The organism is Patulibacter americanus DSM 16676, assembly GCF_000420025.1.
Taxonomy (GTDB): Bacteria; Actinomycetota; Thermoleophilia; order Solirubrobacterales; family Solirubrobacteraceae; genus Patulibacter; species Patulibacter americanus.
Genome location: NZ_ATUD01000001.1, coordinates 301,159 through 324,341 on the forward strand (window position 1 = coordinate 301,159; position 23,183 = coordinate 324,341).

A 23,183-nucleotide genomic window follows, 5' to 3' on the forward strand; every position below is an offset into this window, starting at 1 on the left:
CGTGGGCCGTCGCCCCGCGAACCGGCGGGTGCGGGCTTGTAGCCTGGGCCGATGTCGCTCGATCCGCCCATCGCCGCCCTCCTCGACCAGATGCAGGCCAACGGTGCCGCCGGGGGCCTGATGGCCAGCGGCTCCATCGATGACGCCCGCGCGCTCATGGGGCAGATGCTCGGCGGCCTGGCCATGGCCGAGGCCCGCACGGACGTCGGCGAGCCGACGCAGATCCAGATCCCGTCCGACGCCGGCCCGATCGACGCGCGCGTCTACCGCCCGGCGTCCGAAGGTCCGCACGCCACGCTCGCGTTCTTCCACGGCGGCGGCTTCGCGCTGGGCGACATCGCCAGCTACGACGGGCAGGTCAAGGCGATCACGCAGACCCTCGACGCCGTCGTGGTCTCGTCGGAGTACCGGCTGGCGCCCGAGAACCCGTTCCCGGCCGCCGTCGAGGACGCGATCGCCGCGGCGACGTGGGTCGGCGAGCACCTGGCGGAGCTCGGCGGCCGCGAGGACCGGTTCGCCGTCGCGGGCGACAGCGCCGGCGGCAACCTCGCAGCGGTCGTCGCCCAGCAGCGCCGCGACGCCGGCCTGCCCCTGACCGCCCAGCTGCTCTTCTACCCGATCACCGACCCGGGGACGAAGCACCCGTCGCTCGAGGAGCACGGCGAGGGCAAGCTCCTCACGCTGACCGACATGCAGTGGTTCGAGCAGGCCTACGCCGGAGACCAGGACATCGAGACCGGTCTCTCGGACCCGCGGGCGTCGCCGGCCCTCGGCAACCTCGAGGGCCTGGCCCCCGCCGTCATCACCACGGGCGGCCACGACCCGCTGCGCGACGACGGCAACGCCTACGCGGCGAAGCTGCAGGCGGCGGGCGTGCAGGTCGTCCACCAGGAGAACCCGTCCCTCATCCACGGCTGGCTCGCGCTGGCGCCGCTCAGCCCCGCCGCGGCGCAGGCGCGGACGGAGGCCGTGCTGGCGCTGAAGGAGCTGCTGGCCTAGAGGTCGGGGCGGCGCCGGCCGACGCGGCTGGCGCCGCCGCAACGACGACGGGCGGCCAGTGGCCGCCCGTCGTGTGCTGAATCGGATTCCGAGATGACTCGGGAAGCGTGGCCCCGGTGCGGGGCCGGCGCGGCCCGGCGATGTCGCCGGGCCGGCTGGGTGGCCCCGCGGAGTGCGGGGCCGGGCCGCTAGTAGCGGGGACCGCTGCTGATCTGGCGAAGGTATCGCCGTCCCTGAGTAGGAGCGGGTCCGAGAGCTGTACACACGTACTGCCGAGGACCCGGCGACACCCTCAGGGGCGGTGAGACCGAGTCAGATTAGTAGCGGTAGTGGTCGGGCTTGTACGGGCCCTCGACCGGCACGCCGATGTAGTCGGCCTGCTCCTGGGACAGCTTCGTCAGGCGGACGCCGAGGGCGTCGAGGTGCAGACGGGCGACCTTCTCGTCGAGGTGCTTCGGGAGCACGTAGACCTGGTTCTCGTACTTGCCGTCCTTGTTGTTCGCCCACAGCTCGATCTGGGCGATCGTCTGGTTGGTGAACGAGTTGGACATCACGAAGGACGGGTGGCCCGTCGCGTTGCCCAGGTTCAGCAGGCGGCCCTCGGAGAGGACGATGATCGAGTGGCCGTCGGGGAAGACCCACTCGTGGACCTGCGGCTTGACCTCGACGCGCTCGATGCCCGGGACCGACGCCAGACCGGCGATGTCGATCTCGTTGTCGAAGTGGCCGATGTTGCCGACGATGGCCTTGTTCTTCATCCGCACCAGGTGGTCCTTGGTGAGGATGTCCTTGTTGCCGGTCGTCGTGATGAAGATGTCGGCGGTCTCGACGACGTCTTCGACGGTGGCGACCTGGTAGCCCTCCATCGCGGCCTGGAGCGCGTTGATCGGGTCGATCTCGGTGATGATGACGCGGGCGCCCTGGCCACGGAGCGAGTCCGCGGAGCCCTTGCCGACGTCGCCGAAGCCGCAGATCACGGCGGTCTTGCCGGCGATCATGACGTCCGTCGCGCGGAAGATGCCGTCGATGAGGGAGTGACGGCAGCCGTAGAGGTTGTCGAACTTCGACTTCGTGACGGAGTCGTTGACGTTGATCGCCGGGAAGAGCAGCTTGCCGTCCTTGGCGAGCTCGTACAGGCGGTGCACGCCCGTCGTCGTCTCCTCGGTGACGCCCTTGATCTCGCCGGCGATCTTCGTGTAGCGGTCGGGGTGCGCGGCGACCGAGTCGGTCAGCAGCTGCAGGAAGATCTGGAACTCCTCGGACTCACCGGTCGAGGGGTCCGGCACGGCGCCGGCGAGCTCGAACTCGCGGCCCTTGTGGATGAGCATGGTGGCGTCGCCACCGTCGTCCAGGATCATGTTGGCGGGCGCGTCCTCGGCCCAGCCGGCGACGACCTGCTCCGTGCACCACCAGTACTCCTCGAGCGTCTCGCCCTTCCAGGCGAAGACGGGGACGCCCTGCGGGTTCTCCGGGGTGCCGTTCGGGCCGACGGCAACGGCCGCGGCGGCCTGGTCGTCCGTCGAGAAGATGTTGCAGGAGCACCAACGGACCTCGGCGCCCAGCGCCGTGAGGGTCTCGATGAGGACGGCGGTCTGCGTCGTCATGTGCAGGGAGCCGATGATGCGGGCACCCTTGAGCGGCTGGGAGTCGGCGAACTCGCGACGGGTCGACATGAGGCCGGGCATCTCGTGCTCGGCGAGGTCGATCTGCTTGCGGCCGGCGGCGGCCAGGGAGAGGTCGCGGACCTTGAAGTCGTGCTGCTGAAGAACGGTGCTCATAGGGTCTCCGTGAGGTTCGTGGTGGCGGTGGTGTCGGCGCGACGTGCGGCCTCTGCCACCAGTCGCTCGTGCTTGTCCTGCTCCCACTGCAGCCAGTCGTCGACTGGCACGTGGGCGGGGCGCGCCGGCTCAGCCTCGAGCCATCCCTCGACCGTCTGACGCAGCTCGTCGTTCTGCTGCATCCGGCGGGCAAAACCGACTTCTCCGAGAGCCAACCCGTGGCGGTCCAAGAGCTCGCGCAGCGTGCGCAGGCGTTGGAGCTCACCGGGGCCGTAGAGGCGATAGCCGCCCCTCGAGCGCTCGGGCTCGACGAGCCCCATGCGTTCGATGTAGCGGAGCATCCGCGGGCTCCAGCCCGTGGTCTCCGCCGCCTCGTTGATCGTCAGTGCGTCCATGCGGGACTTCGTAACCTTACCACGATCGTGTCAAGGTTGTGAAGGGGTGGACGTTCGGCGAGCGAGGACTCCGACGGCCGCTTGCGATGATGCGGCGATGGAAGACGCCCTCCCCGATCCCGAGCTCGAGGCCCCGGAGACGACCGCCTACCGCGGGCTCATCGACGGCGAGGAGGTCGGCACCGGCACGCTGACCCTGCGCCCCGAGGGCGAGCGGGAGCTCGTCCAGCACGTCGAGGGGGAGGCGTTCGGCCGGCTCTCGGGCTCGGTCGAGACGCGCTTCCGCCGCCGCGGGGGCGAGCTGCTCGCGGCCGCCCAGGCGATCGAGCTGCGCGACCGCGACCGCGACGTGTTCCACGAGTCTGCCGCGTTCCGCGACGTGCAGGTGCCGCAGATGGGCGGCGAGCTCTCGGCCTACCCGCGCGAGATGGTTCCCGCCCCCGCGCTCGCCCTCGCGCTCCGGGTGCTGACGCTGGAGGAGAAGGCGCGGTTCGTGCCCCGCGCGTGGCTGACCGCGATCGTCCACTGGCCCATCGACATCCGGGTGGAGAAGCGCGAGAAGATCGAGGTGCCGGCCGGCAAGTTCGACGCCTGGCGCGTGCGGCTGCGCCCCAGCCTCGTCGACGTCGCGCAGGCGCTCGACGAGCTCTCCGCGTCGCTCGTCCCGCCGGTGATCGCCCACGTCGCGGTCGACGGGCAGCGGCTGGTGCGCCTGGCGTTCCCGACCGGCCCCGGGCGCAACGACCCGCCCGGGCTGCTCGAGGCGACCGAGCTGCGGTAGGCCGTCGGCCGCGCCCGATGGGCGCGGCGCGGTCCGGGCCGCGCGCCGGCTCTGCCACCCTCCGCTCCGTGATGTCCCCCGACCCGTCCCCCGTGCTCGACGTCGTCCTCGGTGTCGACGTCGGCACCACGGCGGTCAAGACCACGGGGTTCGCCACGGACGGGCGGGCCATCGCCGGTGCCCAGCGCGCGTACGGGCTCGAGCACCCGCATCCGGGCCACGCGGTGCAGGACCCCGCCGCGGTCGTCGGCGCGACCATGGAGGCCATCCGGGAGGCCGCGGCGGCCGTCCTCCGCGCCGAGCCGGGCGCGCGGATCGCGGGGATCGGCGTGTCGACCGCCCAGCACGGACTGCTCGGCCTGGACGCGGAGGACCGGCCGCTCACGCCGCTGATCACGTGGGCGGACACCCGGGCGACGGAGCAGGCGGAGCGCCTGCGGGCCGAGCACCCCGAGCTGCACGACCGCACGGGCACGCCGCTGCACCCGATGTCGCCCCTGCCGAAGCTCGTCTGGTTCCGCGAGGAGGATCCGGCGACGTTCGCGGCCGTGCGACGCTGGGTCGGGCGCAAGGAGCTCGTGCTGCACCGGTTGACGGACGAGTGGGTCGTCGACCACTCCATCGCCTCGGGCACCGGGCTCTTCTCGCTGGCCGCGCTCGACTGGGACCCCGAGGCGCTCGCGGTCGCAGGGATCACCCCCGACCGTCTCGCGCGGCCCGTCCCCACCACCGCCGCGCTGGCGCTGTCGGCCGCGGCGGCGCGCGAGACGGGCCTGCGCGTGGGCACGCCCGTCGTCGTGGGCGCGGGCGACGGGCCGCTGGCGAACCTCGGCGTCGGCGCGGTCCGGCCGGGTGTGGCGGCGTGCTCCATCGGCACCAGCGGCGCGCTGCGGCTGACCGTGGAGCACCCCGTCGTCGACCCGCACCGGCGGCTCTTCGCCTACGCGCTGGACGCCGACCGCTGGGTCACCGGCGGGGCGATCAACAACGGCGGGGTCGTGCTGGCGTGGGTGGGCGAGGCGCTGGCGCCCGACCTGGGCCCGCACGCCGAGGAGGAGCTGCTGGCGCTCGCCGCCACGGTGCCCGCGGGGAGCGACGGGCTGCTGATGCTGCCCCACCTGCTGAGCGAGCGGGCGCCGACCTGGACCGGCACGTCGCGCGGCGCGTACGTCGGCCTGACCCGGGCCCACGGTCGCGGCCACCTGGTCCGCGCGGCGATCGAGGGCGTCTGCCTGCAGCTCGCGCTCGTGCTCGCCTCGCTGCGGGACGCCGGCCACGAGGTTCACGAGATCCGCGCCACGGGGGGATTCGCCCGCAGCCCGTTCTGGCGCCAGGTGCTGGCCGACGCGCTCGGCATGCCGGTCGCGTTCCCCGCGAGCCACGAGGGCTCCGGGTTCGGGGCGGCGCTGCTGGCCATGGAGGCGCTCGGGCTCGTCGCGTCGATCGACACCGCGGCCGACCTCGTCGCGATCGCGGAGACGGTGGAGCCCGACCCCGGGGCCGCGGCCCACTACGCCGCGCTGCTCCCGGTCTTCGCCACGCTCGTCGACGCGCTGCAGCCGGCCTTTCGCGAGCTGCGGCGGATCGCCCCGCGGGGCTGACTGCGACGCGACGTCCTTCACGCCTGAGAGGATCGCGGCGCGCCGTACGCGGCCGCGCCCCGCGCGCGCCCGTTCCTCGATCTCCACCGGAGCCCCTGTGCCCTCATCACCCGCCCCCGTCCGCACCGCCCGTCGATCACGACGCGTCCCGGTCCTCACCGTCGGCCTCGTCGCGCTGGCGAGCGCCGCCGTCGCGGCCCCGTCCGCGTCAGCCGCGCAGTCGTTCGTCTCGCGTCCGGACCTGAAGCCGACGAAGATCTCGGTCACCACGAAGGCGCAGGACACCGCGCCGGGCCTGATCTTCACCGCCCCCAAGAACGGCGGCGTGCAACGCGGGTCGATGATCTTCGACGACGCCGGCAGCCTGGTCTGGTTCCGTGCCGCCGCGAAGGGCAAGTCGGTCATCGACACCCGCCGCGCGATCCTCGACGGCAAGCCCGTGATCACGTTCTGGGAGGGCAACGGCCTGCGCGGCTACGGGTACGGCGAGACGGTCATCCTCGACACGGCCTACAACGAGATCGCCCGGGTCAGCCCGGACGGCAAGAAGCAGATGGACTTCCACGAGTTCACGGTCACGCCCCGCAACACGGCGCTCCTGATCTCGTACAAGCCCGTCCGCGGCAGCACCGCGGGGATGAAGGGCGGTTCGCGCAACGACCTGATCATGCGCAACCTGATCCAGGAGGTCGACATCAAGACCAACAAGGTCCTCTGGGAGTGGGACGCCACGAAGGCCGTCTCGCCCAAGGAGTCGTACCTGCCGCTGCCGGCGCGTCCCGAGGTCGCCTACGACTTCATCCACGCCAACTCGGTCACCGAGGACACGGACGGCAACATCCTCGTCTCGTCGCGCCACACCCACACGATCTACAAGGTCAACAAGAAGACCAAGAAGATCACCTGGAAGCTCGGCGGCAAGAAGTCGACCTTCAAGATGGGCAAGGGCGCGCGCTTCGCCTGGCAGCACGACGCGCAGCGGCGTGAGGACGGCACGATCTCGCTGTTCGACAACGCATCCGCCGACCTCGCCGACCTGAAGAAGCGCGGCATCGAGTCGCGTGGGCTGAAGCTCAAGCTCGACGAGAAGAAGAAGACCGCGAGCGTCGCCCGCGAGTACGAGAACCCGAAGCCGCAGCTCAACAACACGCAGGGCAACATGCAGGGGCTGACCAACGGCAACGAGTTCGTCGGCTGGGGCGGCGTCGGCAACAACGTCTCCGAGTTCTCCGCCGGCGGCAAGCAGCTGTTCGAGGCGAAGTACGAGAAGCGGCTGACCGAGTCCTACCGCGCCTACCGCTACGAGTGGTCGGGCCAGCCGACCTCGCCGCCGAAGGCCGTCGCGCGCAAGGGCGGCGCCGGCACGCAGGTCTGGGTCTCGTGGAACGGCGCGACGACCGTCGCCACGTGGCGCGTCCTCGGCGGCGCGTCCGCCGAGACGCTGCAGCCCCGCCAGGACATCGGCCGCCAGGGCTTCGAGACGACGGGCAGCTACGCAGCCGCCGACCAGGTCGTCGCGGTCCAGGCGCTCGACGCCTCCGGCGCCGTCCTGAGCCAGTCGAAGCCGGTCCCGGTCGCCGCCACGCGCTGACGCGCACCCCGCGGGTCCGCCGGCGCACGCCGGCGGCCCCCGGGACCGGGCCTCAGCCCCAGGACCGCCCGTAGGCCGCCTGGGCCTCGCTCAGGCGGTCGATCCCGATCCCCAGGCTCGCGAGCTTGAGGCGGGCCATCTCGGCGTCCATCTCCTGCGGGACCCGGTGGACGCCGGGCGCGAAGCGGTCGTTCTGGAGGACGAGGGCCTCGACGGCGAGGGCCTGGTTCGTGAACGAGAGGTCCATGACCGAGGCCGGGTAGCCCTCGGCCGCGGCCAGGTTGACGACGCGACCCCCGGCGAGCAGGTGCAGGCGGCGGCCGCCGACCATGTAGCGCTCGACGAGCGGGCGGACCTCGACGGGCGGGCCCTCCGCGGCGGCGTGCAGGTCGGCCAACGAGATCTCGACATCGAAGTGCCCGGCGTTGGCGAGGATCGTGCCGTCGTGCATGAGGTCGAAGTGCTCGCGGGTGAGCACGTCGCGGTTGCCCGTGACGGTGATGAAGATGTCGCCCTTCGCGGCGGCCTCGGCTGCGGGGGCGACGTCGAAGCCCTCGAGCTTCGCCTCGAGCGCCCGGATCGGCTCGACCTCGCAGACCGTCACGGCCGCGCCCATGCCGCGCGCGCGGTCGGCGACGCCGCGGCCGCACGAGCCGTAGCCCAACACGACGACGCGCCGGCCGGCGAGCAGGACGTTCGTGGCGCGGAGGATCCCGTCGAGCGCGGACTGGCCGGTGCCGTGGCGGTTCTCGACGACCCGGTGGGTGTCGGCCTCGTGCACCGCGAGGACGGGGACGGGGAGCTCGCCGCGGGCGGCCATGCCGCGCAGGCGGATCGCCCCGGCGGTGGTCTCCTCCGTGCCGCCGAGGAGGTCGGCGGCGGGGATCGTCGGCCGGCCCTCCGGGTTCTCGCCCGGGTGCAGGAGGGCGAGCAGGTCGCCGCCGTCGTCCATCGTCAGGTGCGGGCCCGGGCCGCCGCAGGCCGCGACGGTCTCCTGGTGGCGCGCGTAGGTGGCGCGGTCTACGCGGCGGCGCGCGTGCACGGCCACGCCGTCGGCGAGCACGAGCGCGGCGGCGACCTCGTCCTGGGTCGACAGCGGGTTGGCGGCCGCGAGCCACACCTCGGCCCCGCCGGCGCGGAGCGTGCGGACGAGGTTGCCGGTCTCCGCCGTCACGTGCAGGCAGGCCGCGACGCGCAGGCCCTCGAGGGGCCGCTGGTCCCGGAACCGCGCCCGGACCTGGGCGAGCACGGGCATCTGGGCGTCCGCCCAGTCGATCCGCGCCTCGCCGGCGGGGGCCAGCGAGAGGTCCGCGACGTCGTGGGGCGGGCGCCGTCGGCTCGGGGCTTTCGCGCGCGTCGGCATCCCGTCGATGCTAGAGGGACGACCGGGGCGCCCGCCGACGGCTCCGGGGGCCGAGCCCGTTCGGAGCGCCGCCGAGCCCGGCCGCGAGCCCGCAACCGCGCCGTCGGCCCGCGAGGGTGTCGTCCGACCGTCCGCCCCGCGTCCACCCGGCGTCCGCCCACGGCCCCACCCCCGTACCTCTCGCGATGCGCATCGACGTCCTGCACCGCACCCAGCGCCTCGACGACACGCCGGAGCAGGTCTTCCCGTTCTTCGCCGACGCCGCGAACCTCGACGCGATCACGCCGCCGCTGCTGCGGTTCTCCACCCTCACGCCGGGGCCCATCGTCATGCGGACGGGCACCGTCATCCAGTACGCCCTGCGGCTCCACGGGGTGCCCATGCGGTGGACGAGCGTGATCCAGGCATGGGAGCCGCCGTACCGGTTCATCGACGTGCAGCTGCGCGGCCCGTTCGGCCTGTGGCACCACGAGCACCGCTTCGCGCCCACCGGGGACGGCGGGACGCTGATGACCGACCACGTGCACCACGGCGTGGGCTGGGGACCGGCGGGGGCCCTGGCGCGGCGGCTGTTCGTGCTCGGCGACGTCGAGCGGATCTTCGACCACCGGGCCCGGGTCATCCCGGGGCTGCTGGCGGCGGACGTCGCGGCGCGGGCGGCGGGCGACGCCGCCGACCACCCTGGGATCGATGACGGCCGTGCTGGGGCAGGCGACACGGCCGACGTTGCCGGCTCTGCCCGGCCCCGCTAGTCTCGAACGAGGCCCTCGGGGCCTCCTTATGCGCAACGCCAGCTAGACCGCCGCCACGACCGACCGACCGGATCCCTCCGGTCGCTCGCCGCGGTCCGTCCGCCGCTGACCCGCCGCCGGGCCGGGTCCTCGCACCCGCCCCGCCGCGCATCCCCGAGGAGTACCCCGTGCCGTCGATCCTGCTCGACGCCCGGAACGTCGTCCGCCACCACGGTCCCCGAGCCGTGCTGGCGGGCGTCGACGTCCGCGTCCACACCACCTCCAAGATCGGCCTCATCGGCCCCAACGGGTCCGGCAAGACCACGCTGCTGCGCGTCCTCGCCGGGCTCGAGGCCCCCGACGCCGGCCGCGTGGCCCGCCACGGCACCGTCGGCCACCTGCCCCAGCTCGCCGGGGACGACGACCCGCGCCCCGCGATCGATGTCGCCCTGGAGCGGCTCGGGGTCGCCGCCGCCGGTCGCGACGTCGACCGCCTGGCCGGCCGTCTGGCCGCCGGCGACCTCGACGCCATCGAGCCGCACGGCGCCGCGCTGGAGCGGTGGCTCGCGCTCGGGGGCGCCGACGCGCCGGAGCGACTCGCCGCGGCGGCCGTCGACGTGGGCCTGGACCCCGCGTTGCTGGGGCGGCCGCTCAACACGCTCTCCGGCGGGCAGGCGGCGCGGCTCGGCCTCGCCGCCCTGACCGCCAGCCGCCACGACGTGGTGCTGCTCGACGAACCGACGAACCACCTCGACGACGACGGCCTCGCCGCCCTGGTGCGGGTCGTGCGCGCGCACCGCGGAGGCCTCGTGGTCGTCTCGCACGACCGGGCGTTCCTCGGCGAGACCGTCGACGAACTCGTCGTCCTCGGCGACTCCGACGCCCCGGTCGACACGGCGTTGCACCACCACGGCGACTTCGCCTCCTGGGAGCGCGCCCGCGCCGACCGCCGCCGTCGTGCCCGCGCGGAGCACGACGAGGCCGTCGCCACCCGCGACGCCCTGCGCTCGGCGGCGGAGGAGACCCGACGGCGCGCGGCCGCGAGCGTGCGCAAGGCGGGCGCCAAGACCCACGACGGCGACAAGAACGCCCGGGAGTGGGTGCGCATGCGCGCCGAGGGGATGCAGCACCGCGCCCGCGTGGTCGGCGCTCGCGCGGACCGGCCCGTACCCGACGCACCGCGGGAGGAGGCCCGCCTGACGCTGACGCTCACCCCCGCGGAGCGCCACGCCGCCTGGGTCGTCGCACTCGAAGGGGCCGTCGTCGCCCGCCGCGGCTGGCGGCTCGGGCCCGTCGACCTGCAGGTCGGTGCCGGTGAGCGGGTGCTGCTCGCCGGACGCAACGGGAGCGGCAAGTCGACGCTGCTGGGCGCGCTGGCCGGGACGCTCGCTCTGACCGCGGGGCGGCGGACGGTGGCGCCCGGGGCGGAGATCGCGATGCTGGGGCAGGCCCGCGGCGCGCTGCTGGCGGGCGGGTCCGCGGGTGCCGCGGTGGACTCGGCGGGCCGTCCTCCCGCTCTCGCAACGGCCTGGGCGTCCGCCGAGGACGGGGCGCCCGACACGGACGGGGTGCCCGGGGACGCCGCGGTCGCCGTCCGCGTCGCCGGCCTCGCCGGGGTCGACGTGGTGGAGGCCCGGACCGCGCTGGCGACGTTCGGGCTCGGCGCCGAGGTCGTGGTGCGCCCGCCGGTGTCGCTCTCCCCCGGCGAGGCCACGCGGGCCGAGCTGGCGGTGCTCGCGCTGCGGCGCACGACGGCGCTGCTGCTCGACGAGCCGACCAACCACCTCGACCTGGCGTCGCTCGAGGCGCTCGAGGCGGCGCTGCAGGGGTGGCCGGGCGCGCTCGTCGTCGCCTCGCACGACGCACGGTTCCGCGAGGCGCTGGCGATCACTCGGACCGTCGCCCTGTAGCGCACGGGCACGGCGCCGGCCAGCGGGTGCCGCTCCCGCGGGCCGGGGTCGGCGCCGCGGGATACTCGGGCCATGGACCTCGGCATCGAAGGACGGACGGCGATCGTCGGCGGCGCGTCGGCGGGCATCGGCCACGCGATCGCGCAGGCGCTGACCGCGGAGGGCGTGCGCGTCGTGCTGTCCTCGCGCGACCCAGAGCGCACCCGCGCGGCGGCCGAGGAGGTCGGCGCCGCGGCCGGGATCGCGTGGGACACCTCCGACGTGGCGGGCGCGGAGCGGCTGGTGGACGAGGCCGAAGCCGCCGTCGGGCCGATCGACATCGTCGTCGTCAACACGGGCGGGCCGCCCGCCGGGCCCGACCCGCTCGCCTTCGACGACGCGCAGTGGGAGGAGGCGCACCGCAACCTCGTCCGCGCGCCGATGGCGCTCCTGCGGCGCGTGCTGCCGGGGATGCGCGAGCGCGGCTGGGGCCGCGTCGTCGGCGTGGCGTCGACGTCGGTGCGCGAGCCGATCGCCAACCTCATGCTCTCGAACGCCGAGCGCTCCGCCGCGCTCGCCGCCTTCAAGACGCTCTCCCGCGAGGTCGCCGCCGACGGGGTCACCGTCAACACGTTGCTGACCGGCCGCATCGCGACGCGGCGGATGGAGGCGATCTACGGGTCGATGGACGAGGCCGAGGAGGCGGCCCGCGACGCCGTCCCCGCCGCCCGGCTGGGCCGGCCGGAGGAGATGGCGTGGGCCGCGGCGTTCCTGTGCTCGGACCGCGCCGCGTACGTCACCGGCGCGGCGCTCCCGGTCGACGGCGGGTTCCTGCGCGGGGTCTGAGCCCTACCCCAGCGCCCGGGCGTTGCGCAGGTTCGACCGCGCGAGCTCGACCATCTTGCCGACGCCGCCGCCGAGCACCGTCTTGCCGGCGGCCATCGCGAAGCCGCGGATCTGCTGGGCACTGACGTGCGGCGGCATCGAGAGCGCGTTGGGGTCGGTGACAACGTCCACGAGGTACGGGCCGTCGGCCGCCAGCGCCTCGGCCAGGCCGGCGCGGAGGTCGCCCGGCTGCTCGATCCGCACGGACGGGATCCCCACGCCGCGGGCGATCATCGCGTAGTCCACCGGGTCGTGGTCGGTGCCGTAGGACGGCAGGCCCTCCACGAGCATCTCGAGCTTGACCATGCCGAGGGTGGAGTTATTGAAGACGACGATCTTGACCGGCAGGCGCTGCTGGCGGACGGTCAAGAGCTCGCCCATCAGCATCGCCAGGCCGCCGTCGCCGGACATCGAGACGACCTGCCGGCCGGGCTGCGCGAGCTGCGCGCCGATCGCGTGCGGCAGCGCGTTGGCCATCGAGCCGTGCCAGAAGCTGCCCATGACCCGGCGACGGCCGTTCGGCGTCAGGTAGCGGGCGGCCCAGACGTTGTTCATCCCCGTCTCGACGGTGAAGATCGCGTCGTCGGCGGCCAGCTCGTCGAGCGTGTCGGCCACGTACTCGGGGTGGATCGGCGTGCGCTGCTTGCCGTCGCCCGTGTAGGCCTCGATGACCTTCTCGAGCGTCTTCGCGTGCCGCTCGAGCATGCCGTCGAGGAACGAGCGGTCGGCCTTCGCGTGGAGCATCGGGCGCAGCAGGCGCAACGTCTCGCGCACGTCGCCGTGGACGCCGACGGCGACCGGCACGCGGCGCCCGATCCGGCCGCGGTCGTGGTCGACCTGCGCCGTCGTCTTGCCCGGCAGGAAGTCCTTGTAGGGGAAGTCCGTGCCGAGGAGGACGACGAGGTCGGCCTCGCGCATCGCGTCGAAGCAGGCGCCGTAGCCGAGCAGACCGCTCATGCCGACGTCGTAGGGGTTGTCGAACTGGATCGACTCCTTGCCGCGGAGCGTGTGGCCGATCGGGGCCTTCACCGTCAGCGCGAGGTCGAAGAGCTCCTCGCGCGCGTCCTTCGCGCCCGAGCCGCAGAAGAGCGCCACCTTGTCCGCCGCGTTGATCGCCTCGGCCAGGTCCTGCACCTGCGACATCGGGGGCGTCAGGGTCGCCTGCTCCTCGACGTACCGGAACTCGCCCGTCGGGTGCGCGGTCTCCAGGTCGGCGACGTCGCCGGCGATGACGAGGACGGACACGCCGCGGTCGCCCAGCGCGCGCTGGATCGCCACGTGCAGCAGCCGCGGCATCTGCTCGGCGTTCTGGATCGTCTCGCAGTACGTGCTCGCGTCGACGAACACCCGCTCGGGGTGCGTCTCCTGGAAGAACGCGGTGCCCTTCTCCGTCGACGGGATGTCCGACGCGATCGCCAGCACCGGAGCGCCGGAGCGCTGCGCGTCGTAGAGGCCCTGGATCAGGTGCGTGTTGCCCGGCCCGCACGAGCCCGCGCAGACCGCCAGGCGGCCGGTGACCTGCGCCTCGGCGGAGGCCGCGAACGCCCCGGCCTCTTCGTTCTGCACGTGCACCCAGTCGATCCCGTCCGTGCGCCGGATCGCGTCGACGACCGGGTTGAGCGAGTCGCCGACCACCCCGTAGACGCGCTCGACACCGGCCTGACGGAGGACGTGGACGAACTGCTCGGCGACGTTCATACGGGTGCTGCTCCTGCCTGCGGGGTACGGAGAATCCAGGTTCGCACAGGGCCGCGGGCGGGCGCTAGCGTCGGGTGACGGTGGGGATGACCGTGCACGTCGCCGCGGCCCGGGGGAGACGCCCGGGGCTCCTCGGTCGTCCTCCGGTAGCGTCGCCCCGATGTTCGGCCGCCGCCAGGACGACCCGGCGCGCCCCGTTCCCGCCCTGCTGGCCGAGGTCGCCCGTCGCCGCGACGCGCTGGCCGAGGCGCAGGCCGTCGTCGACGAGGGGGCGGTCTACAAGTCGCAGTTCTACCAACGGGCCGGCCTGCGGGACGGAGCGCGACGCGCGCTCCACGCCGCGATCGTGCTGGCGTCGCTGGACCCGGCGCCTCCGCGCGACCGCGACCTGGCGGCCGCGGCAGGGATGACCGTCGCGGAGCTCGACGAGGTGCGGGCCGGCTACGCGGCGTCGTCGTGACGGCGTACCGCGTCCTTGAACAGCGGCCTGTGGCCGACGGGTGCCGTCGAGTGCGCATCCTTGAGGCCGGCCACGTCGCCGCCGGCCAACGCCCCTCACGATCCCGCCCCCGCGCCGTCTCCTCAACCGCCCACGCCGCCATGCCCCGAACAGGCACCGGGGCGGCCGCCTGACTGCGAGTACAGGCCGTCCTCGCACTGCACGACCTCGCCCGTACCCTCGTCGAAGTTGGGGATCCGCTGCGCGATCGGCGGCCAGGCGTCGTCATCCGCGTCGGTTGCGGCCGACCCGCTGGACTCCTCGGAGGCTCCAGCCGCCGACGAGGCGCCCGAGCCGGTGTCGTGCGTCGACGCGTAGGCGTTGGCCTGATCGGACGAGTAGGCATCAAGTGCCGCCAGCGTGAACCTGACGCGCCCACCGTCCCCCGTCCGGCAGGTGACGGTCGACGACCCCTTCACGCATCGGGTCGAGAGTGACGCGCCGAGCGCCGGGCTGTAGACCTGCAGGCGGGTCGCGGCGCCGCTGACCCAGTACTCGTAGAAGGCGTTCTGCGCGAAGGCGCAGGAGGTGTCGGGCCGCACGACGGCCACGTTCGGGTCGCACGGGGTCCACGTCACGGAAGACGCCCGCGCTTTCCGAGGAGCCGCAGTAGAAGCCGGGGTGGTCCCCGTCGTCGAGGTCGTCGTCGGGACGACCGTCGTGGCGGCTGCAGCCTCCGCCACCGTCTTGGTGACGGTTTCGGTCGTCGTCCCCCCGCACGCCGCGAGGAGCAGCACCGTCGAGGCGAGAACCGCCGTTCGCAACGTCGACGCGAACCCCCGCCGAGCAGTGACTGGTCGTCGACCCACGGGTGCACGCATGCACGTTCCCTCGACGCCACCCGGACTCGCCGGGACACATCGTCACGTCTCTGGACGGGTGGCTGACGCAGACCGGTGACCCGTGAGGCCCACGCCGCCGCTGGGCGGGCGGTCCCACCCCGCCATGCAGTACCCCCAGAGAGAATCGAACTCTCGCTACCAGCGTGAAAGGCTGGCGTGCTAACCGCTACACCATGAGGGCGGGTACGCCCCGTCAGTGTAGAACGCCCGGCCCCGCCCGGGCCGGGCGGGGTTCAGACCTGCTCGCCGCCGTCCTGGCCCTCGTCGGGCTTCGCCTCGGAGTCGGCCTCGCCGTAGAGCTCGCCGTCCGGAGCGTCGAAGAGGTCCTCGCCCGTCCGCGCGTCGCGGATGATCGGCGTCGTGCCGTGCTGGTCGCCGTGGGACGCGTGGTCGATGAGCTCCTGCTCCGCGAGCTCGAAGCCCTCGGACTCGCCCTCGCCGGCCTCGTCCAGCGGCGCCTGCTCCTCGCGGCGGCGCTGCATGAGGCGGATCTCGGCGTCGTCGCCGGCGGGAATGTCGTCGCTGCCCATGCCTGACTTCTACCCCATCGCGCCACGGGCATGCCGGGGCGCGGGGATCGCGGCGCCCCGACCCGTCGACCCGACGCCGGTGAAGACACCATCCGCAGGACACGGGCCGCGGAGGCTGCGCGCGGGACGGTCCGTGGATACCCTCCCGGATGCGCGGGCCGCTAGCTCAATCGGTAGAGCAAGGGCCTTTTAAGCCCGGGGTTCTGGGTTCGAGTCCCAGGCGGCCCACCTCCCGCGATCCCCCGTCGATCCGCCCGCAGCCCGTTGCCATGACGCGCGCCCCGTCACGCCACCACGTCGTCCACTGCGTGGCGTTCGCCTCGTCCCCGGAGGGCGGCAACCCGTGTCCCGTCGTCCTCGACGCCGACGGCCTGTCGGGCGAGCAGATGCAGGCGCTCGCGGCCGAGCTGGGGCACGAGACCGCCTTCGTGCTCACGCCGACGGACGACGGGGACGCCCGCCTGCGGTTCTTCGTCCCCCGGCACGAGATGGAGATGTGCGTGCATGCGAGCGCCGCGAGCGCCGTCGTGCTGGCTCGGGCGGGCCGTGCCCCGCGCACCATCGAGACGCCGCTCGGGCTGCGCCGGGTCGAGGTCGACCGCTCCGCGACCAGCGCCATGGTCGAGCAGTCCGTGCCGACGTTCGGCCCGGTGGTGGCGGACCCGTCCGCGGTCCTCGAGGCGCTGGGCGCCGACGCGGACGCCGTCGTCGGCCCGGTCCGCGCCGCCTCGACGGCGCGGGCAAAGCTGCTCGTCCCGCTGCGGGACGAGGCCGCCCTCGACCGCCTGCGCCCCGATCCCCCGCGGCTCTGGCGCCTCTGCGACGAGCTCGGGGTCACCGGGTTCTACCCGTACACCCGTGCGGCCCGGGACGCCGATGCCGCCGCCCGCCAATTCCCGCGCGACGCCGGCTACGACGAGGATCCGGCCACGGGCCTGGCGGCGTGCGCGCTCGGGGCGCACCTCAGCAGCGGCGCCCCGACCGGCGGGCGGTCGACGTGGACGATCGCCCAAGGCCGGGCCATGGGCCGCCCGTCACGCATGACCGTGGAGACCCGCGACGACGGCGAGCGGGTCCTCGCCACCCGGGTCGGCGGACCCGTGACCGTCCTGCCGGACTGACGGCCCGGCGACTCAGCCGCGCACCACGCGCCAGCGCCGCAGGACCGTCCGGCTGCGGTTGCCCGCGGCGTCCGTGGCGTAGACCCGCAGGACGTGGGCCCCGCGCGTCACGGTCACCGCGTACCGGCTCGTGCAGCGCCGGGCCTTGCGGCGGTCTAGACGGCACGTGAGCCGGGCGCCCCGCTCGGTCCTGAAGCGGAAGACCGCGCGGCGCTTCGTGGTGCGGGACCGGGGGCCCGACAGAACGCGGACGCGCGGGGCCGTGCGGTCCGCGGCGGGCGTCGGGGCGACGGGGACCACGGAGACCGGCGCGGGCGTCGGCGCGGGTGCGGGCGTCGGGGCCGGAGCCGGGGCTGCCGGCGGCGTCGGCGTCGGCGTCGGCGTCGGCGTCGGGACCGGGTCCGCCGGCGGCGGCGGGCCGGCCAGGGTCCTGGCCGCCGAGACGGCCGAGACCGCGTCAATGAGCCCCGATCCGACGGCGGTCGGGCCGAAGGTTCCGACGGGACGACCGCTGGCGCGGACCATCTCCACGATCTGGTCATCCGTGGCCGCGGGCGCCGCCTGGCGGGCCAGCGCGTCGACCGCAGCGGCGTGCGGCGCCGCGGCCGAGGTGCCGCAGAAGAAGTTGTTGGCGGCCCCGGAGAAGAACGTCGTCGAGACGCAGTCCGTGGCGGCGATGTCCGGCTTGGCGAGCGTGACCGGCGCAGGCAGCGTCGGGGCGGGCCCCGTGGCGGGTGTCGGCCCGAAGAGCTGGGTCACGGGGCCGCGCGAGGAGTACGTCTCGGGCCGCGTGGTCGTCGTCGGGGCCACCGCGGCGACGGAGACCGTGTCGGCGCCGCCGCTGTGGCCGAAGATCGTCGGACCGACGCGGTCGGTCGCGGTGCTGGTCGGGTACTCGATCCCCGTCGGATTCCCGCCGGCCAGCGTGGTGATCTGGAACCGCAGGCGCGGAGTCCCGGCGTCGCCGTAGCCGGGCTTGGCAACGCGGCCGACCGACAGCTGCACGGTCTTCGCCGCGCCCGTGGCGTTCTTCCACACGAGCAGCTCGGCCGGGCGCCCGGTGACGACCGGGTTCCCGGTGCCGGCCGGGCCCACGTTGCGGTCGTTCGACGTCTCCAGCACCGTTCCCGCGCCGTCGTGGAGGTAGGCGTCGAGGTCGGTGCTCACGCCCTCCCACGGCTGCGCCCACTGCAGGTCGATGAGGATCTCGGTGCCCGGCGGCACCGTGATGCCGAAGCCGGTGTCCGTCGCGGGCCCCGGGTTGAAGTCCTCGTACGCGGTCGTGTCGGCGTTGGCCCCGGGGAGGCCCTGCGGCACCACGCCCGGGGCGGCGCCGGCGGTGGCGACGGGCCGGAAGGCGTCGCTCTCCCACGAGCCGATCGGGCGGCCCTGGCCGTCGAAGACGTTGCCGTTGCCCGCGGCGGAGTAGTACGAGGCTCCGCGCTGACGCACCGTCGTGATCGCCTGGTCGATCGGGCCGGGCTGGAAGAACGGCTCGCCGAAGTAGCCGACGTCGTCCGTGATGACCTGGGCGCCGGCCTGCTGCAGCCGCACGATGTTGGTGGCGAAGCGGGTCTGGCTGACGAACGCCGTGGCGAAGGAGAGCGTCGCGCCCGGCGCCAGGTCGTGGACCAGCTGCGCCATGGCGCGACCCTCGTCGGAGGGCACGGTCGTGGGGTCGTCCTTCACGGCGGTGTCGTCCAGGACCTCGACGGGGTTCGTGCGGCCGCACGCGTTGCCCGGACCGGGCAGGTCGCCCGAGGCGATGTCGTCGGCCGCCGAGGTACCGTCGTCCGTCGCCAGGTCGTAGGTGTCGGAGAGGATCCCGACCTTCAGGCCAGTGCCGTCGACCCCGAACTGCGCGCGTGCGTCGACGGCGCGCAGGGCGGCGTCGGCCTGCGACGTGGCGATCCCGCACTCGCCCGCGGCCCGCGCGGAGGGCGTCTCGCGAGCGGTCGCGTCGCGCAGGATCGGCCGCAGGACCTCGCGGGCGATCCGCACGCCGTCGACGGCACCGATGCGCTCGAGGGCGGACGGGGCCACCGCCGCGGTGATCGTGCGCCAGCGGGCGCTCGTGTCGAGCACCTCGGCCCCCGCCGCGCGCAGCGCGCGGGCGCGCTCGGCGACGTCCCCGTCGACGGTGATCTCGGTCAGCACGCGGCCTCCGGCGCGCGAGAGGCTCGCCGCGCCCGAGGACGGCAGGCCCGCGCGGCGGGCCTGCGTGGCCGGGGAGGACGAGGCCGCCTGGGCGACCGCGGTCAGGCGGGGCGTGAGGCCCTCGCTCGTGACGGGGTCCGCCGCCCCCGCCGCGGCGGGCAGGGCGAGAACGACGGCCGACACCGCGACGAGGCGCGCGGTCGACAAGAGGGGGCGTGAGAGCACGGGGAGCCGGAGCGTTTCAGGGGGTGAGGAAGCAGGGCGGCGGCGCCGTGGCGGACCACGGGCCGGGGGATGCAGGGGGGTCGACCGGGGACGCCCGGCTCGGAGGCCGCAGGTCGACGGCGCCTGATCTTAGGGCACCCTCATGATACGTACGTCGGCCCTCTGTGGATGCCTGGATGGACGTTCGGCGGGCCTCCCCTGCGGGCACCCCGGTGGCGGCCCGGGCGTATCCTCGGGCCTTCATGAGCACGCAGACGGACCACACGAACCTGTACGCGATGTACGCGGGCTTCAAGGCGGCCCGCGGCCACCGCCGCGTGGCCCAGGCCGAGCGCGAGCAGCTCGCCGCCGACGCGGAGGCTGCGCTCACCGGCGGCGACGCCATCCTGCGCGGCGCGTACTCCACGGTCGGGTTCCGGGCCGAGGTCGACCTCATGCTCTGGTTGATCGGCCCGAGCGCCGACGCCCTGCAGGACGCACTCGTCCAGTTCAACCGCACGAAGCTCGGCCAGTCCGTCGATCCGTGGTGGACGTCGATCGGCGTGCACCGCGAGGCCGAGTTCAACAAGGGCCACATCCCGGCGTACCTCGAGGGCACGCCGGCGAAGAAGTACCTCTCGGTCTACCCCTTCGTCCGCTCGTACGACTGGTACCTGCTCGACCCGCAGCAGCGCTCGAAGCTGCTGCGCGAGCACGGCATGATGGCCGCCGGCTACAAGGACGTCCGCGCGAACACGATCAGCGCGTTCGCCCTGGGCGACTACGAGTGGCTGCTGGCGTTCGAGGCCGACGAGCTCGAGCGGATCGTGGACCTGATGCGCGAGCTGCGCGGCGCCGAGGCGCGCCGGCACACGCGCGAGGAGCTCCCGTTCCTGACGGGGATCCAGAAGCCGTTGGTCGACGTGGTCGCCGACCTGCCGTAGGCGCTCGGGCCGGCGCGGGTCCGGCGACGGCGCGGGGGTCGGTCAGGTGCCCAGCGCCATCGCGAGCAGCGCGGCGGCGTAGGGGAAGACGATGCAGAGGGCGATGCGGGGGCGCACGGGCCGCACCCTACGCCACGGCGGGCAGCACGGCGACCCGCACCGCCCGGCGACGCAGCAGCGCCTCCCACTGCCCGACGACGTGCCGGTCGCGGTAGGCGATCGCCCGGTGCGACACGGTCGCCAGCACCGCGTCGGGGCGGTCGTCCTCGAGGATCCAGCGGTAGAGCGCCAGGACCGTCGCGTGCAGCGCCGCGTACGACGGGCCGGCAGGGCGCACCAGCACGCCGCTCGGCGCGGCGCCCTCGCGCAGCAGCAGCCCGGCGCGGGCGAGCGTGTCGAGCGCGGCGCGGACCGTCTTGCGGTGGTCGTGGCCCGCCAGGCCGAACACCGACGCGTAGCCCCCGGAGAGCGCGGACACGGTCATGGGCGGCCGGGCGACGACGCCCCCGGTGGCGTGGGCAAGCATCGTCCAGACCGCGGTGGCGCGGAGGGCGAGCGAGACCGCGTTGCGGCTGTAGCCGCCGGGGCCGAGCAGGAGTGCCCCGATCTCGACGGGGCCGACGAGCAGCGGGGCACCTGGCTCCGCGGTCGCCGTGAAGGCGTCGCCGGGGATGCCGGAGCGCACGTCGATGAGCATCTGCGCCGTTCCCGCCTCCGCCACGCGCGGCCGCAGCTGCGCCGGGCCGACGTCCCAGTGCGGGTCCTCGTCGTCGGGCCCGCGGGCCGGGTCGACCGTGGCCTGCAGGCGCGACTCGGCGGCGAGCGTCCGCCAGCGCCGCTGGCCGATCCCCCGGTCGAACGTGCGGTGCGTCTCGCGGCGGACGTCCCGCCCGAACCCGCCGACCACGTCACCGTCGAGCACGGATCGCTCGTAGCGGCCCAGGGCCGCGAGCAGCGCCGCGTCCGCCAGCGGGCGCGGGCGCAGCAGGACGATGCCGTCCCCCGTGGCGCGCAGGGCACCCGCGGCCTCGACCGCCTCGAGCGCTGCCACGAACGGGAGGGCGTCGCCCGGGTGGCGCGCCGCCACCGCGTCGTACTCCGCGCGGGCCGCGGCGGGGTCCGACGGCAACCACGCGTGGTAGCCGCCCGTGGCGCGGAGCAGCACGGTCCAGGCGAGCGCGGCCGCGCGCAGCGTCTCGGGGGGCGCGCCGTCGCGGGCCAGCGGCAGGACGACGTCGAGCGGGTCGACGATCGCCGGGGTCGCCGGCGAGCCGTCCCGGAGTGGGCCGCGCCGCGCGTCGCCCGGGGCGACGGTGACGTCGAGCTCGCCCGGGACGAGCCCGCCCCGCCAGGCGAACAGATCGCGGACGAGGGTGCGCAGCGGGCCGCTCACCGTCGGCCTCGAGCGGTGCGGTCCCCGATCGGAGACGTCCGTGTACCACGCACGCGTCGAACATAGCGGCTCCCGCCGACGGGTCCGCGCGCGGGCGGCGGGACTACGCCCGGCCGAGCAGCGCGCGCTCGATCAGGTCGATGGACTGCTCGAGCTGCTCCACGGTCGCGTCCTGCACCCGCGTGATGCCGATCTGCTTGTTCACCCACGCGTTGACTTCGCGCTGGGTGGCGCGGCGCGTCCGGCCGAGCTCGCCGACGAGGCGGTGCCGGGTCTCGCGCAGGCGCTGCCGCTGCTGCCAGAGGGGCACCTCGACGGCCTGCCCCGGGATCCCGCCCCCGCCGCCGGGGATCGCCGTCGGGACGGCACCGACGGGCTGGATCTGGGCGCCCATCCGCACGCCGGCGGGCTCGGGCTCCTTCAGCGGCGTCGACCCGCCGAAGAGGTCGAGCTGCGCGGCGGGCGCCATGTCGGCGTTCAGCGCCTTGAACTCGGCGACGAGGCCCATCTCGTCCTCCGGCTTCTCGTTCGGCTCGTCCAGCATCGCGTCCATCGCGTCCGGGTCGATCTCCTCCTTCTTGCGCAGGAAGGGCACGAGCTCGCGGTGGATCTCCCCCGCGTGGGCGCGCAGCGTCGGCTCGGCGGGGATGTAGAGCCAGGAGCCCTCGATGGGCCGGTTGGGGATCGTGCGGACGAAGCGGCCGACGATCTGGCGGAAGATCATGGCCGTCTTCGCCGCGGTGGCGTAGACGCCGACGCGCAGGCGCGGGATGTCGACGCCCTCCGAGACCATGTTGACGGCCACGATCCACGGCTCGCCGCTGTGCGTGAACGCCTCGAGCTTCTGGTGCGCCTGCGGGTCCGTGTGCATCACCACCACGGGGGGCGTGCCCGTGATGCGGTGCAGCGACGCGGCGACGGCCCGCGCGTGCTCGCCGTCGGCGGCGACGACCAGGCCGCCGGCCTCGGGGTGCGAGGTCTCGCGCAGCCCCGCGAGGCGCCGGTGGGCGTCGCGCAGGATCTTCGGCAGCGCGCCCTCGAGGTCCGTCGAGATCGCCGTGCGGTAGCGCCGCGCCCGCTGGTCGCTCGAGACCGCGTCGGCGAAGGACGCCTCGATCGTGTCGTCGCCGGACTGCCACGACATCGTGCCGTCGAACGGGATGAACGAGACGGGACGGCAGACGCCGTCGCGGACCGCGTCGGCGTACCCGTAGGCGTAGTCGGGCTGCGTGACGCCGTCGGAGTCGTAGTCCACGCCCGGGATGGCCGAGGCATCCGAGCGGAACGGGGTGCCCGAGAGCAGCAGCCAGCGGCGTGCGCGGCCGAGGGCGAGCGCGAAGCCCTTGCCCCACGCGAGCTCCTCGCCGAGGTGGTGGGCCTCGTCCGCGATCACGATCGTCGACTCCGTGCACTGGCTCGCCCAGCGCTCGGCGGACTGCGCCACGCGGGCGTAGGTGACCGCCACGCCGTGGAACCCGGCCGGCGGCGTGAGCTCCGGGGCGTCCGGCGCGAGGTGCACGCCCAGCCGCGCCGCGGCCTCGGCCCACTGGCGCGTGAGCGGGGCCGTCGGGCAGACCAGGGCGATGCGATCCGCCTCGCGGGCGTAGAGCATCCGCACGGCCTGCTCGAGGGCAGGCCGCGTCTTGCCGGCGCCTGGGGCGGCGGCGATGAGGAACGTGCCGCGCTCCCACGCGGACATCTTCTCGAGGACCTCCTGCTGCCATACGCGGAGGCCGGGGGGAAGGGGCATGGAGGTGCTCAACCGACGACCCATCTTGGGGG

General features: G+C 74.4%; 19 protein-coding genes and 2 tRNA genes. 11 read left to right on the forward strand and 10 right to left on the reverse strand.

Annotated elements, in window-relative coordinates; genetic code table 11:
* The first annotated feature begins 51 nt into the window (after positions 1–51).
* Complete coding sequence (locus tag F593_RS0101465) at positions 52–999, forward strand: alpha/beta hydrolase (protein WP_022926988.1); 948 nt, start codon at positions 52–54, stop codon at positions 997–999.
* A gap of 317 nt (positions 1,000–1,316) precedes the next feature.
* On the opposite strand, the gene ahcY is transcribed toward F593_RS0101465, so the two are convergent.
* A complete protein-coding gene (gene ahcY, locus F593_RS0101470; protein ID WP_022926989.1) occupies positions 1,317–2,777 on the reverse strand; it encodes an adenosylhomocysteinase in 1,461 nt (486 codons plus the stop codon).
* Complete coding sequence (locus F593_RS27580; protein ID WP_022926990.1) at positions 2,774–3,172, reverse strand: MerR family transcriptional regulator; 399 nt, start codon at positions 3,170–3,172, stop codon at positions 2,774–2,776. Before F593_RS27580 ends, ahcY begins: the two co-directional genes overlap by 4 nt.
* A gap of 97 nt (positions 3,173–3,269) precedes the next feature.
* Here F593_RS27580 and F593_RS27585 point away from each other — a divergent pair, with 97 nt between their 5' ends.
* The 3 genes from F593_RS27585 to F593_RS21545 all read left to right on the forward strand — a co-directional run bounded on the left by F593_RS27585 (position 3,270) and on the right by F593_RS21545 (position 7,145).
* Positions 3,270–3,953, forward strand: a complete 684-nt coding sequence (locus F593_RS27585; protein ID WP_022926991.1) for a hypothetical protein — start codon at positions 3,270–3,272, stop codon at positions 3,951–3,953.
* A gap of 71 nt (positions 3,954–4,024) precedes the next feature.
* Positions 4,025–5,554: a gluconokinase gene (locus F593_RS0101485; protein WP_022926992.1), complete on the forward strand. Its 1,530-nt coding sequence runs from the start codon at positions 4,025–4,027 to the stop codon at positions 5,552–5,554.
* A 97-nt stretch (positions 5,555–5,651) separates the two neighbouring features.
* Complete coding sequence (locus F593_RS21545) at positions 5,652–7,145, forward strand: arylsulfotransferase family protein (RefSeq protein WP_022926993.1); 1,494 nt, start codon at positions 5,652–5,654, stop codon at positions 7,143–7,145.
* A gap of 52 nt (positions 7,146–7,197) precedes the next feature.
* Here F593_RS21545 and F593_RS0101495 read toward each other — a convergent pair whose 3' ends face one another.
* Positions 7,198–8,508, reverse strand: coding sequence for an adenosylhomocysteinase (locus F593_RS0101495; protein ID WP_022926994.1), 1,311 nt, complete (start codon positions 8,506–8,508; stop codon positions 7,198–7,200).
* Positions 8,509–8,693: 185 nt separating this feature from the next.
* On the opposite strand from F593_RS0101495, the gene F593_RS21550 reads away from it, so the two are divergent.
* The 3 genes from F593_RS21550 (at position 8,694) to F593_RS0101510 (ending at position 11,974) form a co-directional block, all read left to right on the forward strand.
* A complete protein-coding gene (locus tag F593_RS21550; RefSeq protein WP_022926995.1) occupies positions 8,694–9,260 on the forward strand; it encodes an SRPBCC family protein in 567 nt (188 codons plus the stop codon).
* Between the two features lie 167 nt (positions 9,261–9,427).
* Positions 9,428–11,149, forward strand: a complete 1,722-nt coding sequence (locus tag F593_RS0101505; RefSeq protein ID WP_022926996.1) for an ATP-binding cassette domain-containing protein — start codon at positions 9,428–9,430, stop codon at positions 11,147–11,149.
* 72 nt (positions 11,150–11,221) lie between these two features.
* Positions 11,222–11,974 (forward strand): SDR family oxidoreductase, encoded by a 753-nt coding sequence (locus tag F593_RS0101510; RefSeq protein WP_022926997.1) that lies wholly within the window; start codon positions 11,222–11,224, stop codon positions 11,972–11,974.
* A 3-nt stretch (positions 11,975–11,977) separates the two neighbouring features.
* Here the strand turns inward: F593_RS0101510 and F593_RS0101515 are convergent, their stop codons facing one another.
* Positions 11,978–13,711 (reverse strand): pyruvate dehydrogenase, encoded by a 1,734-nt coding sequence (locus tag F593_RS0101515; protein ID WP_022926998.1) that lies wholly within the window; start codon positions 13,709–13,711, stop codon positions 11,978–11,980.
* Between the two features lie 160 nt (positions 13,712–13,871).
* Here F593_RS0101515 and F593_RS0101520 point away from each other — a divergent pair, with 160 nt between their 5' ends.
* The gene (locus F593_RS0101520; RefSeq protein ID WP_022926999.1) at positions 13,872–14,171 is read left to right on the forward strand and encodes a hypothetical protein; all 300 of its coding nucleotides are present in this window, start codon (positions 13,872–13,874) and stop codon (positions 14,169–14,171) included.
* 122 nt (positions 14,172–14,293) lie between these two features.
* Here F593_RS0101520 and F593_RS0101530 read toward each other — a convergent pair whose 3' ends face one another.
* From F593_RS0101530 to F593_RS0101540, 3 genes are all read right to left on the reverse strand, one after another.
* Entirely contained in the window at positions 14,294–14,752 is a 459-nt protein-coding gene (locus F593_RS0101530; protein WP_157251470.1) for a hypothetical protein, read from the reverse strand.
* Positions 14,753–15,161: 409 nt separating this feature from the next.
* Positions 15,162–15,233: transfer RNA gene (locus F593_RS0101535), tRNA-Glu, on the reverse strand.
* Between the two features lie 52 nt (positions 15,234–15,285).
* The gene (locus F593_RS0101540) at positions 15,286–15,582 is read right to left on the reverse strand and encodes a hypothetical protein (protein ID WP_022927002.1); all 297 of its coding nucleotides are present in this window, start codon (positions 15,580–15,582) and stop codon (positions 15,286–15,288) included.
* A gap of 155 nt (positions 15,583–15,737) precedes the next feature.
* Here F593_RS0101540 and F593_RS0101545 point away from each other — a divergent pair.
* Positions 15,738–15,810: transfer RNA gene (locus F593_RS0101545), tRNA-Lys, on the forward strand.
* 41 nt (positions 15,811–15,851) lie between these two features.
* Positions 15,852–16,703 carry a PhzF family phenazine biosynthesis protein gene (locus F593_RS21555; RefSeq protein WP_051160369.1) on the forward strand — a complete coding sequence of 284 codons (852 nt, stop codon included), beginning with the start codon at positions 15,852–15,854 and terminating at the stop codon, positions 16,701–16,703.
* Between the two features lie 12 nt (positions 16,704–16,715).
* Here the strand turns inward: F593_RS21555 and F593_RS30515 are convergent, their stop codons facing one another.
* The gene (locus F593_RS30515; RefSeq protein WP_157251473.1) at positions 16,716–19,085 is read right to left on the reverse strand and encodes a S8 family serine peptidase; all 2,370 of its coding nucleotides are present in this window, start codon (positions 19,083–19,085) and stop codon (positions 16,716–16,718) included.
* Between the two features lie 242 nt (positions 19,086–19,327).
* On the opposite strand from F593_RS30515, the gene hemQ reads away from it, so the two are divergent.
* Positions 19,328–20,008: a hydrogen peroxide-dependent heme synthase gene (gene hemQ / locus F593_RS0101560; protein WP_022927004.1), complete on the forward strand. Its 681-nt coding sequence runs from the start codon at positions 19,328–19,330 to the stop codon at positions 20,006–20,008.
* A 127-nt stretch (positions 20,009–20,135) separates the two neighbouring features.
* On the opposite strand, the gene F593_RS0101570 is transcribed toward hemQ, so the two are convergent.
* Both F593_RS0101570 and F593_RS21560 read right to left on the reverse strand, forming a co-directional pair.
* Positions 20,136–21,401 carry a hypothetical protein gene (locus F593_RS0101570; protein WP_022927005.1) on the reverse strand — a complete coding sequence of 422 codons (1,266 nt, stop codon included), beginning with the start codon at positions 21,399–21,401 and terminating at the stop codon, positions 20,136–20,138.
* Between the two features lie 103 nt (positions 21,402–21,504).
* Positions 21,505–23,151 (reverse strand): DEAD/DEAH box helicase, encoded by a 1,647-nt coding sequence (locus F593_RS21560; RefSeq protein WP_022927006.1) that lies wholly within the window; start codon positions 23,149–23,151, stop codon positions 21,505–21,507.
* Positions 23,152–23,183 lie beyond the last annotated feature (32 nt).

Coding starts and splice junctions, on each gene's coding strand:
- F593_RS0101510 (WP_022926997.1), top strand. CDS start 11,222: ATGGACCTCGGCATCGAAGGACGGACGGCGATCGTCGGCGGCGCGTCG.
- F593_RS0101520 (WP_022926999.1), top strand. CDS start 13,872: ATGTTCGGCCGCCGCCAGGACGACCCGGCGCGCCCCGTTCCCGCCCTG.
- ahcY (WP_022926989.1), bottom strand. CDS start 2,777: ATGAGCACCGTTCTTCAGCAGCACGACTTCAAGGTCCGCGACCTCTCC.
- F593_RS21555 (WP_051160369.1), top strand. CDS start 15,852: ATGACGCGCGCCCCGTCACGCCACCACGTCGTCCACTGCGTGGCGTTC.
- F593_RS21550 (WP_022926995.1), top strand. CDS start 8,694: ATGCGCATCGACGTCCTGCACCGCACCCAGCGCCTCGACGACACGCCG.
- F593_RS27585 (WP_022926991.1), top strand. CDS start 3,270: ATGGAAGACGCCCTCCCCGATCCCGAGCTCGAGGCCCCGGAGACGACC.
- F593_RS21560 (WP_022927006.1), bottom strand. CDS start 23,151: ATGCCCCTTCCCCCCGGCCTCCGCGTATGGCAGCAGGAGGTCCTCGAG.
- F593_RS0101540 (WP_022927002.1), bottom strand. CDS start 15,582: ATGGGCAGCGACGACATTCCCGCCGGCGACGACGCCGAGATCCGCCTC.
- F593_RS27580 (WP_022926990.1), bottom strand. CDS start 3,172: ATGGACGCACTGACGATCAACGAGGCGGCGGAGACCACGGGCTGGAGC.
- F593_RS0101515 (WP_022926998.1), bottom strand. CDS start 13,711: ATGAACGTCGCCGAGCAGTTCGTCCACGTCCTCCGTCAGGCCGGTGTC.
- hemQ (WP_022927004.1), top strand. CDS start 19,328: ATGAGCACGCAGACGGACCACACGAACCTGTACGCGATGTACGCGGGC.
- F593_RS0101465 (WP_022926988.1), top strand. CDS start 52: ATGTCGCTCGATCCGCCCATCGCCGCCCTCCTCGACCAGATGCAGGCC.
- F593_RS0101495 (WP_022926994.1), bottom strand. CDS start 8,508: ATGCCGACGCGCGCGAAAGCCCCGAGCCGACGGCGCCCGCCCCACGAC.
- F593_RS0101485 (WP_022926992.1), top strand. CDS start 4,025: ATGTCCCCCGACCCGTCCCCCGTGCTCGACGTCGTCCTCGGTGTCGAC.